Genomic DNA, 12847 nt, shown 5'->3' with positions numbered 1-12847 from the left:
TAGTGCACACTTCTGTGTGAATTAAAATATAAACCTCATTGTAAATAAATTTACAATGAGGTTTTTTTATGCGCCGGAATGAGTATCTTCAATATGCTTTGAAGAGAATAGAACGAATAGGAATTATTGGTGGTGGACTTGCTGGTTTAACAGCTGCTTTGCATCTAAGTAAGGCCGGTTTTGAGGTGCTTCTTTTTGAAAAAGAAAGGTATCCCAAACATAAAGTTTGCGGAGAATATATTTCTAATGAAATTTTACCGTATTGGATTACTTTAGGAATAAATCCTTTTGAATGGGGAGCAGTGCCAATAACGAATTTTGAATTCACAACCGTTCAAGGTGAGCCCATTGAAGCCAAACTTCCTCTAGGAGGTTTTAGTATAAGTAGATATTTGCTTGACTATAATTTAATGGCTGCAGCCAAAAAAGCAGATGTAAGAATAGTGCAAGAACAAGTGCAATCTGTAGAAAAAAACAACGAAATTTTCAGCCTTCAGACCTTGTTAGGTAACGAATACGAGGTGAATTTAGTTATCGGAAGTTATGGGAAAAGGTCTAATTTAGACAAAGCGCTCCATCGTAAATTTATAACTTTAAAGACTCCGTGGCTGGCTGTTAAAGGCCATTACTCAGGATCTGTAAATAGTAATACCGTGAGTTTACATAATTTTGATGGTGGCTATTGCGGTATTTCTAGTGTGGAGAAGAACAGAATAAATGTGTGTTATATAACACACCTGGATGCTTTTAAGGAACGGTCTAGCCTTATAAATTTTCAAGAGAATGTCTTAGAAAGAAATCCGAGATTAAAGACATTTTTTAAGGAGGCTACACCGCTATTTGAAAAGCCATTAACCATAAGTCAAATCTCTTTCGATCAAAAGAAGGTTATAGAAAATCATATATTCATGTGTGGGGATAGTGCAGGTCTCATACATCCCCTATGTGGTAATGGGATGGCTATGGCTGTAAGAGGTGCTCAACTATTATCTGAGCATATCATCAAATTTGATACGGGTAATTGGAGTCGATCACAACTAGAAAGAAATTATGAAAAAAGCTGGAAAAAAGAATTTAATTCCCGATTACGAATTGGGAGTGCGCTACAAACACTATTTCAAAATAGATTAGCGACGCGCTATTGTTTTAAGCTTATACAGAACTTTCCATTTTTGTTAAAATATATAATTAAAGCTACTCACGGCAAACCTGTAAAGAATTGAAAAATAGAAAGCTTACTCCAGAATTGATGGATGACCCTACACTTGATCGTGTAACACTTCAATCTGCTCTAAAGGATGTTACATTAGTCAACAAATGGCTGGGAGGTGAACACATTACCGTTGAGGGAATTCGCTATTTTATAAATAAATTTCCGCAGGAGAAATATAAAATTGTAGATCTAGGTTGTGGTGATGGTGCGATGCTTCGAAAAATTGCAAACCATATGCGTGCACAACGTATACAGGTAGAATTAGTAGGACTAGATCTTAATGAAAAGAGTCTTGATTTGGCAAGACAACAATCTAAAGACTATCCTGAAATAGTATATAAAAAACAAGATATTCTACAATTAGAAAGTACCTCTTTTCAATGTGATATTATTATCTCTGTACTTACGATGCATCATTTTACAAACGATGAAATTCTTGTATTTCTTAAACAATTTCTAAAGCTTTCTAAGTTAGGCGTGGTAATTAATGACTTACATCGTTCCAAAATTGCCCATATTCTGTTTAAAGGCTTTAGTACTGTATTTATGAAAACGCATATAGCCCGCCACGATGGATTGATATCTATTGAACGGGCATTTAATAAAAACGAATTATTAATGTTTACAAGCAAGCTCAAAGTCGCGTCTTATAAATTGAACTGGCGATGGGCTTTTAGATATTTATGGATTTTAGAAAAACAGAAGTAAAAATTACTAGTGTAAGTAAAGCGATTCCTCAATATCATAGGGAAACTCAGGATATAATGCCACTTTTAGACAGTTGGTTAGAAAATCAGGAGGAGCGCTTTCGCAGAAAGGTAAAGAAGATATTTACTAATGCTGCCGTAGATAAGCGGTACAGTATTATGGCTCCGGAAGAGGTGTTTACAGCTTCTTCTTTTGAAGAAAAAAATGAAATTTATTCTAGAGAGGTTATTAAACTTGGAGAAACCGCTTTAAAAGATGCCCTAGAAAAAGCGGATTGGGATGCACAAAGTATAGACTATATCATTACGGTAAGTTGTACTGGCATTATGATTCCGTCGTTAGACGCATATCTTATTAATAAATTGAAGCTGAGGCAAGATATTGTAAGGCTTCCGGTCACCGAGATGGGCTGTGCTGCAGGAATTTCTGGAATTTTATATGCTAATGATTTTTTGAAAGCCAATCCTGGTAAACGTGCGGCAGTTATTGCAGTAGAAAGTCCCACAGCTACTTTTCAACTAGATGATTATTCTATGGCAAATATCGTGAGTGCTGCGATATTTGGTGATGGCGGTGCTTGTGTGTTATTATCCTCTAAAGAAGAAGATAGTGGTCCCAGGATAAAAGATACAGGAATGTATCATTTTTATGATGCAGAACATATGATGGGATTTAAACTCACAAATTCCGGATTAAAAATGATCTTAGACCCGAGTGTGCCAGAAACTATTGCGTCGCACTTTCCTTTATTAATAAATCCGTTTTTAAAAAATAATGATCTTTCGATAGAACATATAAATCATTTGATTTTTCACCCTGGCGGAAAGAAAATTGTGCAAACCGTTGAAGGTCTCTTTGGTGAGATGGGTAAAAATATCGATGACACTAAAGAAGTTTTGAGAGCGTACGGCAATATGAGTAGTGTTACGGTGTTGTATGTATTAGAACGTTTTTTAAATAGAGAGATTGAAAATGGAGAATACGGACTAATGCTTAGTTTTGGACCTGGATTTTCTGCACAACGTATATTGTTACAATGGTAAATTTTGAATTTAATACAAAACCACATTCAAATTCATGGGCACTTGTTTTAGGAGGTAGTAGTGGCTTGGGCTTTGCTTCAGTTAAAAAACTTGCACAGAACGGGTTGAATATTTGTATCGTACATCGTACAAGAAGAAGTAAACTTGAAGAATTTAATGCTGCTTGCGATAAGCTTCGAGAACTTGGAGTAAAAATTAGTTGTTTTAATAAAGATGCTCTTCAGGAGGAAACCATCGAAGATGTGATTCGTTTTTTTAATGACCGGCAAGCTACTTTAAAATTACTCTTACACAGCATCGCTAAAGGAAATTTAAAACCCATCTATAGTACAGATAAAAGTATAGCAACCCTCACCGGTACAGACTTTCTACTTACGGCAGATGCAATGGCTGTGAGTCTTTATACTTGGGTAAAAGCCTTTGTAGCTGAAAAATTATTTGAAAAAAATAGCAGAATATTGACCTTTACGAGTGAGGGAAGCACAAAACCTTTACCTAATTATGCTGCGGTATCTATGGCTAAAGCTTCGCTTGAAGCTATAATACGCAGTATGGCTTATGAATATGCACCATTACTTATAACAGCAAATTGCATACAAGCAGGAGTTACAAATACTGAAAGTTTAAAGCTTATTCCGGGAAGTGATTTGTTAATAGATCAAGCATTAGAGCGCAATCCACAAAAACGATTAACAACACCAGAAGATGTTGCCAATGTGGTTTACCTATTGGCAAAGCCTGAAGCAAACTGGATTAATGGTACAGTGATTCCAGTAGATGGGGGCGAACACTTAAGATAAATACAAGAAAATTTAAAATATATACTATGAGAATAGATTTGCGTAGCGATACGTTGACTAAGCCATCAAAAGGAATGCTTGAAGCAATGATGCAAGCCGAAGTGGGGGATGATGTTTATAAAGAAGATCCTAGCGTTAATAGACTTGAAGAACATATTGCAGAACTTTTTGGGATGGATAGTGCTTTATATTTTCCTACCGGAAGTATGACTAATCAAGCAGCAATTAAAATTCATACACAGCCTGGCGAGCAGTTAATAGCAGATAAGTATGCGCACGTATATAATTATGAAGGAGGAGGAGTTTCTTTTAATAGTGGTGTGTCTTGCAGGTTACTTGATGGTCATCGTGGGATGATTACCGCAGATCAGGTTGAAGAAAGTATAAATCCTCCAGACTTTTATCACAGTCCATTAACCTCTTTAGTTTGTTTAGAAAATACGACAAATAAAGGTGGTGGTGCTTGTTATGATTTTAGAGAGATCCTTAAAATAAAGAAAGTATGTGAAGACAATGGTTTAGGTTTTCACCTTGATGGCGCACGCTTATGGAATGCTCTTGTGGTAACCGATGAATCTCCTAAAGATTATGGAGCTGCTTTTGATACGATATCTGTATGCTTATCAAAAGGTCTTGGCGCTCCTATGGGATCTGTTCTTGTAGGAAAGCAAAAGTTTATGGATAAAGCAATGCGGGTACGCAAAGTACTTGGTGGGGGAATGCGTCAGGTAGGTTTTGCAGCGGCAGCAGGTCTTTATGCATTAGAGCATAACTGGCAGCGAATGGATGAAGATCATAAAAAAGCTCAGGAACTTTCAATAGCCTTGATGAAGCATCCCGACGTAGCGCATGTGGAGCCTGTAGAGACAAATATTTTAATTTTTAATCTGAATGCCAATGCAAACGAGTTACAATTCATCCAAAAATTACAAGATGAAGATATTCATATTAGTGCCTTAGGGAAAGGTAAGTTGCGTATAGTAACTCATTATGATTATACAGACCAAATGCATAAAAGATTTCTCGAGTTTTTAAATACATATTAATTGTTGACGAGTAAGGCTAGTAGTTTATAAAAGCAGAATGGGTATCCTACCTCTTTCTGCTTTTGTTGTTTTTAATAATATTATTCTGTTTTGATTGATGATATAAGCTTGATAATAGGATAAAATAATAATTGTTGAAAAGTAATAATGGAGTAAACACTTTTTGAGCCTTTTGGCAGTAATTTAGTATCTGTGTGCTATATTTAATATGTGGTTGCTAACTTAGGTTAGGCTACTTAATATATATTAATACAGCATTTTATGGCGTTAAAAGTCGTTATTTCTCATAAGACAAAATATAAGTATGATAAACGTATTTCGCTTTCGCCACATATATTTAGATTACGCCCTGCTCCACATAGCAGAACTCCTATTGAGGCTTACTCCTTAAAAATTAAACCCGAAAATCATTTCTTTAACTGGCAGCAGGATCCATTTGGAAATTATTTAGCACGTGTAGTTTTTCCTGAAAAAACAGATGAATTATCTATTGATGTTGAGATATTAGCCGATTTAAAAACGATTAATCCTTTTGACTTTTTTGTTGAAGAAGCTGTCGAAAATTTTCCGTTTAAATATTCAGAATCATTAAAAAAAGAATTGCTTCCTTATCTTGAGATTACAGACAGCGGACCTCAATTAGTCTCTTTTTTAAAGACTATAGATACAAAAGAGCAATTAACTATTTATTTTTTAATAGGCATAAATAGGCACATTAATGAATATCTAGACTATACTGTACGCATGGAACCAGGCGTGCAAACGTGTGAGCAAACCTTAGAAAAAAAACTGGGTTCTTGTCGGGATTTTGCCTGGTTACTTGTACAATCACTACGTCACCTCGGGATGGCAGCACGATTTGTGTCGGGTTACTTAGTACAACTTAAATCAGACGAGAAATCACTCGATGGTCCTTCTGGTCCCGAGGAAGATTTTACAGATTTACACGCCTGGGCTGAGGTGTATGTCCCCGGAGCGGGATGGATAGGTCTTGATGCTACTTCAGGACTTTTAGCAAGTGAAGGTCACATACCCCTTGCGTGCACACCATCTTTTGAAAGTGCTGCTCCGGTAGTTGGGTTTTCTGATCCTGCTGAAACTGAATTTGAGTTTGATAATTCGGTGACGCGTATTTTTGAATCTCCCAGAGTTACAAAGCCTTATACAGAAGGCCAATGGAAAGAAATATATGAACTAGGTTATGATGTAGAACAGGAATTACAGGATAACGATGTGCGACTAACTATGGGGGGTGAACCCACATTTGTCTCTATAGATGATATGGAGTCTGAACAGTGGAATACTGCAGCAGACGGACCTGAAAAACGTAAACTTTCCGAAGATTTATCAAAAAGGCTACTAGATAAATTTGCTAAAGGAGGAATGTTTCATCACGCTCAGGGAAAATGGTATCCAGGTGAGCCTATTCCGCGATGGGCAATTGGGATGCATTGGCGTAAAGATGGTGAACCTATCTGGAAGGATCAAGGGCTAATGGCATCATTTACTAAAGAATATGAGCTTCCGCAGGGTATTACTAAAAAGTTTCTACAAGATCTGGCCCTTAATCTAGGGGTGCGTTTGGAATATATTATGCCGGCGTATGAAGATGTATTTTATTTTATGTGGGAAGAGGGGCGATTGCCCATAGACGTAGATCCTCTAAAAGGGGATGATACCGCTACATCAGTACGTAACAGACTTAATAAAATACTAGAACAAGGACTTGATAAAAAAATAGGGCATGTTATGCCACTAGCAAATATTAGAGGTAAATGGGTTACCAATGCTTGGGAATTTAGACAGAAAAAATTGTTTTTAATACCTGGCAATTCTCCTGTTGGTTATAGATTACCTCTTAATTCCCTAATTGAAAATCCAGAAACTCCTTCACAGGATATTACAGAACCAGATTTATTTGATAAACGCAAACCCTTTGGTGCTTACGGTGAAGCTTTAAGTGAAAGACGAAATAAAAAAACAGAAGTTTCTAAAAGTAAGATAGATTATAATGCAGATAAGAAAGAGAAGAATCCATTTGCACGCACAGCGATTTGTGCTGAGGTACGAGAAAAGAGATTGTATCTTTTCTTACCGCCACTTGATGATGCAGAAACTTTTCTAGATCTTATTGCCTCGATAGAAACTACAGCAAAGGCGCTTAGTGTGCCTGTTTTAATTGAAGGTTATGAACCTCCAAGAGATATTCGGTTAGAAGTTTTAAAAGTTACGCCAGACCCTGGAGTGATAGAAGTAAATGTGCACCCTTCTAAGAACTGGAGTGAATTAACAAAAACGACCCTTACGTTGTATGAGGAAGCAAAAAGGAGCCGTTTAGGTACTGAAAAATTTATGCTTGATGGCAAGCATACCGGTACCGGTAACCATGTTACTTTAGGAGGGACAACACCTGCCGATAGTCCGTTATTACGAAGACCAGATATGCTAAGAAGTTTGTTAACGTTCTGGCAGCATCATCCAGGATTATCGTATTTGTTTTCTGGAGGATTTATAGGATCTACCAGTCAGGCGCCGCGAGTAGATGAAGGTAGAGCTGAAAATCTTTATGAATTAGAAATTGCCTTTAATCAAATTCCGGAAGGAGAAGAGGTTCCTTACTGGTTAACAGATCGATTATTTAGGCATTTGCTCACAGATATAACGGGTAATACACACCGTGCTGAGTTCTGTATAGATAAATTGTATTCACCAGATTCGTCATCGGGACGTTTAGGCATTTTAGAATTACGCGCCTTTGATATGCCTCCACATCCACAAATGAGTCTTATGCAAATGTTGCTGGTGCGCACACTGGTTTCTTGGTTTTGGAAAGAGCCTTATAAGCATAAATTAGTTCGGTGGGGTACACAATTGCACGATAAATTTTTAATGGAGCACTATGTAAAAGAAGATATAAAAGATATCGTAAATCAGTTAAATACTGCAGGTTATTCATTTAAATTGGATTGGTTTGATCCGTTTTTTGAATTTAGATTTCCGTTGTATGGTCTCGTAGATATTAAAGAGATGCAGATAGAATTGCGAGCTGCTATTGAACCCTGGAATGTGCTTGGTGAAGAAATGACAGGAGGAGGTACTGCACGTTACGTAGATTCCTCACTTGAGCGTGTACAGATAAAAATCTCAAACTTTAATGATGAGCGTTATGTAGTAAGTTGCAATGGGGTTAAAGTTCAGCTCAGTAAAACTGAAGTAAAAGGAGAATATGTGGCCGGAGTGCGGTATAAAGCGTGGGATCCTTGGTCGGCATTACATCCTACAATAGGAGTAGATACGCCCTTAGTATTTGATGTGGTAGATTTATGGAATCAGCGATCAATAGGTGGTTGCACATATTTTGTATCTCATCCCGGTGGAAGAAGTTATGAGACTTATCCTATAAACAGCTTAGAAGCAGAATCTCGACGCATTAATAGATTTTGGGAGATGGGGCACACGCAAGGCACAATTAATCCTTCCGAAACTGAGCCGGTTACCGGGACAGTTACACGAAGCTTTAAAACAACAAGTTCTGAAAAAGCCTTCAACTTTAAAGAAATTCCTGTAAATCCCGAATTTCCACACTTATTAGATTTGAGAAAGAAATAACTATAGAACCCTAACTATGGCCGAAGCTAAAAATGCTTGGTTTTCAAAATACTTTACAGACAATACCTATGACGAGATGTTTACAGCAGATCTTGATGTTAAAGGGGATTGGAACAAGCTATTAGAAAATTTTAAAGATATAGGTGTTGATGGTCTCACACAGCGACAAAATGATATAAACTGGTTACTTGAAGAAAATGGTGTAACGTACAATGTTTATAATGATCCAAACGGACTAAATAGACCGTGGAATCTTAATGTAGTTCCGTTTTTGCTAGATTATAAGGAATGGCAACTTATTGAAAAAGGACTTAAGCAACGGGCAGATATTTTAGACAGAGTTCTTAAAGATATTTATGGAGACCGTAAATTAATTAAAGAAGGTATTGTCCCGCACGAGGTGATTTATAGTCATCGTGGGTTTTTAAGGCAATGTGATAAAATTCATTACAAAATAGATAGACATCTATTACTATATGCCGCAGATTTGGCGCGCGGTAGTGACGGTAGAATGTGGGTGGTAAATGATAGATCCCAAGCACCTTCTGGTATGGGTTATGCTTTAGAAAATAGATCTACAGCCAATCGTGTTTTTTCAGATGTCTTTGCAGATATGAATATTAAAAGGCTGTCTGAATTTTTTAAAGAATTTAACGAGCTACTTATTGAAGCATCTCCCGAAAAAATCGAAAATCCCAACATCGTTATTTTAACACCAGGATCTCATAATGAAACCTATTTTGAACACGCTTATTTAGCATCTTTTTTAGGTTACCCATTAGTGCAAGGCAATGATCTGGTTGTTAGAGACGGTTTGTTATATATGAAATCACTCAAGGGTCTTAAGCGCGTACACGTGGTTTTGCGCAGAGTAGATGATGTTTTTGCAGATCCTTTAGAGTTACGCGAAGATTCTCATCTGGGTGTGGCAGGTTTGCTCGATGTTGTTAGACGGCAAAACGTAGCAGTAGTAAATCCCATAGGTAGCGGTATTCTTGAAAACCCGGGGTTAATACCTTTTATGCCTGCTATTTGTCAATTTTTTTTGAAGGAAGAATTAAACCTTCCGCAAATCGCATCTTGGTGGTGTGGTCAAGAAAAAGAACGCAATTTTGTGCTTGAGAATTTAAACAAGTTGGTTATTAAGCCTATAGATCGGACAAATAGAGAACACATTCACTTTGGAGAATTACTTTCAGCTAAAGAATTAGAAGCATTAAGAATAGAAATAGAAAAGAAACCCTACCACTTTGTTGCTCAAGAACATATAAGTTTTTCTACAACTCCTAATTATAGTAAAGGGAATTTTGAACCCCGTAATATGGTTGCCAGGACCTTTGCAATTGCCGGTAAAATGGGGTATAATGTTATGCCCGGTGGTCTGGTACGCGTAGCCCCAGAGCGGGATAACATTAGAGTTTCAAATCAACGCGGCGGCACCAGTAAGGATTTTTGGATTATAGGAAATTCTAAAACAGATGAGCAACCGAGTTTTAACTGGAATAGAAAGTCTGCAGTTTCAGTAAGTGGTCTTGATGACTTGCCAAGTTTAACTGCTGAAAATTTGTATTGGGCAGGAAGGTATGTAGGGCGTACACTTGTGAACGCGCGATTTCTGCGAATGGTTCTTAAACAAATAAATGCTCCTGAAGCACATGCGCAACAGAATATAACCAATGGAAAATTAGAAGTTCTATTGAAGGCGGTCACACAAATAACCGGAACATTTCCGGGGTTTATGAAATCTGACACAACTCAATTATCAAGTGATCAAATTCTTGATGAGTTGACAGCAGTACTATTAGACCGAAACAGAGTAGGAAGTTTGGCTAATACGATGAGTATGTTTAACAATTCGTATTATTCCATACGCAATTTATGGAGTAGTGATATGTGGCGGGTATTTGAAAATATTCAGAAGATATGGCGTAATCTGGAAATTGAAAAAAACCTAACGGTTACTAAATTGATTCGCGCTTTAAATCAGCTAATTACTCGGTTAATTGCTTTTATGGGACTTATTGAAGAAAGTATCATGGTAGATCAAGGATTACTTTTATACTTTATAGGACTGCAACTGGAGCAAGGTATGCTTACCATAACTAAATGTCGTGCTCTACTGGTAATTAAACAATCTAGTCAAACGGAATATGAAATTTTAGAATCTCTTTTAAGTAGTCACGAAAGTCTTAATATCTACAGATACAGCTATCGTTCCTATATACGTATCGAACCGGTTATAAGTTTATTGCTAATGGATTTACACTATCCCAGATCTTTAGCTTTTCATCTAGGCAGGTTACAAAAAGATATTGCTCGTTTACCACATTCAAAAAAATCTGATGTGTTTATGAATTACGAAAAATTTGTATTTGAGGCTTTCTCAAGTCTGCGTCTGGCAAGTTCAGAAGCATTGGCAAATTCCAATACTGATGGTTTGCTTAGAGAAGAACTTGATAATTTATTAGAAAAATTAAGCGACCTTTTGTTTAAGACTTCACAATCAATATCCAATACCTATTTTAATCATACCTATAAACAAAGTCAGTTAGTAGATCAAAATTTTCCTATATAATGCTCTATTCTATTTCGCATACCACAAAATACGATTATGATGCGCCCGTAAGTTATTGTCATAATATTGCGGTGTTGAAGTCTAGACGCTCACTGGGGCAAGAATTGCTTGAGTATAAAATTCACATAAGCCCCGAAGCTGATGAAATTTCAGAGCGTGTAGATTTTTTTGGTAACTATATCACTCGGTTTTCAATACAAAAAGAGCATACCCAATTAAAAGTTACAACTGTAAGTAAAATACGGCGGGAATATGAGCAATTTAAGAATGATTTTAGATCAGATGCTTGTTCAAAGATATCCTTAGATCAAGCTAAGAAATCATTATTAAAGACAGAGCCAGATATATTAGAAGCAAAACAATTTGCTTTAGAGTCTATATTCATAAAAAAGACAGACGAAGCTATTTCTAATTATGCAAAAGAAAGTTTTAAACCCAATCGCTCCATATTTGAAGCTGCGGAAGAATTAATGCAACGTATATATATAGATTTTGATTTTGTTTCCGGCTTCACGAGTGTATCGACTCCTATTAATGAAGTGATGAGAAATAGAAAAGGAGTATGCCAAGATTTTGCTCAGATAGCCATTGCCTGTATCAGATCAGTGGGGTTACCAGCACGATATGTAAGTGGTTATATTGAAACAATACCTCCAGCAGGACAAGAAAAATTAGTCGGAGCAGATGCGAGTCACGCTTGGTTTTCGATATTTATTCCCAGCTTTGGATGGGTTGATTTTGACCCTACAAACAATCAAATCCCCGGAGATCAACATATAGTAGTAGGCTGGGGTCGTGATTATTATGATGTGCCACCATTAAAAGGAGTTGTTTATGGCAGCGGAAAAAGTAAACTTAAGGTAGAAGTAGATATCTCAAGAGTTCTTTAAGATTATAAGGGCGACAAATATTTTATAAAACACATACTACCACCTACACCACTATACTGACCGTAATTAGGAATAATATCATAATTTCTACGTTTGTAAAGTGCAATTGCCGGAGGTTGAAAAATTCCGGTTTCTAAAATGCACTTCGTATATCCCAGTTCTAATCCCCAATTTTCTAAGGCTTCTAAAATAAGACTTGCATAGCCTCTTTTTCTATACAAAGGTCTGGTGTACATTCTTTTAATCTCTACACTTTTGGGCCCATATTCCCTAAAAGCACCACAACCTACGGCGATACCACTTTCATAAGCTACAATTACATTTTTTATTCTATCTAACGAATTAAATTGATTGTAAAACGCGTGATCGTCACCATCGGTAAGTTTAAGAGTTTCATCTAATTCCTTTATTAATTTTAAGAAATCAGCATTTTTTGAGTCTGTACGAATGAGGTTAAGCATATTTCTAAAAGATCAATACGGTTGGTTGAACTTGAAAGATACATTTCCTGACAACGAATTTCAAGATTTAGCTTAATTATTTATCGCGAATTATCGAATTTGAAACTGATGATATTTCAAATAAAAATCATCAAAACTAATATGTGTACAGTAATAAAATTTTGATTTTCAGTAGAAGAATTTACTTGGAGTGTGGTGCTTTGATCACGAGAATATTACAAATTGAACTATTAATGTTCTTGTAATTCTGTGAAAACAATATGTTCTCCTACAGAGAGTCCCAGACAATAAAGTTCTTTCTTAATGCGCTCATAAACACTAGGGCGAAAATAATCAACCGAAATGGTATTTTGATTTAAATTAATTTCTAAAACTCGTACCTCCATAATTCTATTAAGGCATTGCTTAATAACCTCTTGCGTACAATTTATATTGTTCTCAATTATTTCAAATGTCGCTTTCATTAGTTGTAGTATTAAGTTAACCGTTTTGGAGACTTAAA

At 36.4% G+C, this 12847-nt stretch carries 10 protein-coding genes; 8 read left to right on the top strand and 2 right to left on the bottom strand.

Annotation, left to right across the window (positions count from 1 at the left end; genetic code table 11):
- The first annotated feature begins 98 nt into the window (after positions 1-98).
- From DSM00_RS07600 to DSM00_RS07565, 8 genes are all read left to right on the top strand, one after another.
- Positions 99-1223, top strand: coding sequence for an NAD(P)/FAD-dependent oxidoreductase (locus tag DSM00_RS07600; protein WP_241652371.1), 1125 nt, complete (start codon positions 99-101; stop codon positions 1221-1223).
- Positions 1220-1921: a methyltransferase domain-containing protein gene (locus DSM00_RS07595; protein WP_128757444.1), complete on the top strand. Its 702-nt coding sequence runs from the start codon at positions 1220-1222 to the stop codon at positions 1919-1921. The genes DSM00_RS07600 and DSM00_RS07595 overlap by 4 nt, the downstream gene beginning before the upstream one ends.
- The gene (locus tag DSM00_RS07590) at positions 1897-2964 is read left to right on the top strand and encodes a type III polyketide synthase (RefSeq protein ID WP_128757443.1); all 1068 of its coding nucleotides are present in this window, start codon (positions 1897-1899) and stop codon (positions 2962-2964) included. The genes DSM00_RS07595 and DSM00_RS07590 overlap by 25 nt, the downstream gene beginning before the upstream one ends.
- Positions 2958-3764: an SDR family oxidoreductase gene (locus tag DSM00_RS07585; RefSeq protein ID WP_128757442.1), complete on the top strand. Its 807-nt coding sequence runs from the start codon at positions 2958-2960 to the stop codon at positions 3762-3764. Before DSM00_RS07590 ends, DSM00_RS07585 begins: the two co-directional genes overlap by 7 nt.
- A 26-nt stretch (positions 3765-3790) precedes the next feature.
- A complete protein-coding gene (locus tag DSM00_RS07580) occupies positions 3791-4810 on the top strand; it encodes a threonine aldolase family protein (RefSeq protein WP_128757441.1) in 1020 nt (339 codons plus the stop codon).
- A gap of 261 nt (positions 4811-5071) precedes the next feature.
- A complete protein-coding gene (locus DSM00_RS07575) occupies positions 5072-8419 on the top strand; it encodes a transglutaminase family protein (protein WP_128757440.1) in 3348 nt (1115 codons plus the stop codon).
- 16 nt (positions 8420-8435) lie between these two features.
- The gene (locus tag DSM00_RS07570; protein ID WP_128757439.1) at positions 8436-10994 is read left to right on the top strand and encodes a circularly permuted type 2 ATP-grasp protein; all 2559 of its coding nucleotides are present in this window, start codon (positions 8436-8438) and stop codon (positions 10992-10994) included.
- Positions 10994-11884, top strand: a complete 891-nt coding sequence (locus DSM00_RS07565; RefSeq protein ID WP_128757438.1) for a transglutaminase family protein — start codon at positions 10994-10996, stop codon at positions 11882-11884. The genes DSM00_RS07570 and DSM00_RS07565 overlap by 1 nt, the downstream gene beginning before the upstream one ends.
- A 2-nt stretch (positions 11885-11886) precedes the next feature.
- Here the strand turns inward: DSM00_RS07565 and DSM00_RS07560 are convergent, their stop codons facing one another.
- Positions 11887-12345, bottom strand: a complete 459-nt coding sequence (locus DSM00_RS07560) for a GNAT family N-acetyltransferase (protein WP_128757437.1) — start codon at positions 12343-12345, stop codon at positions 11887-11889.
- A gap of 230 nt (positions 12346-12575) precedes the next feature.
- Positions 12576-12809, bottom strand: coding sequence for a hypothetical protein (locus DSM00_RS07555; RefSeq protein WP_128757436.1), 234 nt, complete (start codon positions 12807-12809; stop codon positions 12576-12578).
- Positions 12810-12847: the final 38 nt, after the last annotated feature.

The sequence above is a fragment of the Leeuwenhoekiella aequorea genome (genome assembly GCF_004104375.1).
Lineage (GTDB): Bacteria > Bacteroidota > Bacteroidia > Flavobacteriales > Flavobacteriaceae > Leeuwenhoekiella > Leeuwenhoekiella aequorea.
Note: the sequence above shows the minus strand (reverse complement) of the source record. Positions and strands in the feature narration are given on the sequence as shown.

Bases quoted from the DNA above. Each gene is read 5' to 3' on its own strand.
- DSM00_RS07590 (WP_128757443.1), top strand. From the start codon at position 1,897: ATGGATTTTAGAAAAACAGAAGTAAAAATTACTAGTGTAAGTAAAGCG.
- DSM00_RS07585 (WP_128757442.1), top strand. From the start codon at position 2,958: ATGGTAAATTTTGAATTTAATACAAAACCACATTCAAATTCATGGGCA.
- DSM00_RS07580 (WP_128757441.1), top strand. From the start codon at position 3,791: ATGAGAATAGATTTGCGTAGCGATACGTTGACTAAGCCATCAAAAGGA.
- DSM00_RS07575 (WP_128757440.1), top strand. From the start codon at position 5,072: ATGGCGTTAAAAGTCGTTATTTCTCATAAGACAAAATATAAGTATGAT.
- DSM00_RS07570 (WP_128757439.1), top strand. From the start codon at position 8,436: ATGGCCGAAGCTAAAAATGCTTGGTTTTCAAAATACTTTACAGACAAT.
- DSM00_RS07565 (WP_128757438.1), top strand. From the start codon at position 10,994: ATGCTCTATTCTATTTCGCATACCACAAAATACGATTATGATGCGCCC.
- DSM00_RS07560 (WP_128757437.1), bottom strand. From the start codon at position 12,345: ATGCTTAACCTCATTCGTACAGACTCAAAAAATGCTGATTTCTTAAAA.
- DSM00_RS07555 (WP_128757436.1), bottom strand. From the start codon at position 12,809: ATGAAAGCGACATTTGAAATAATTGAGAACAATATAAATTGTACGCAA.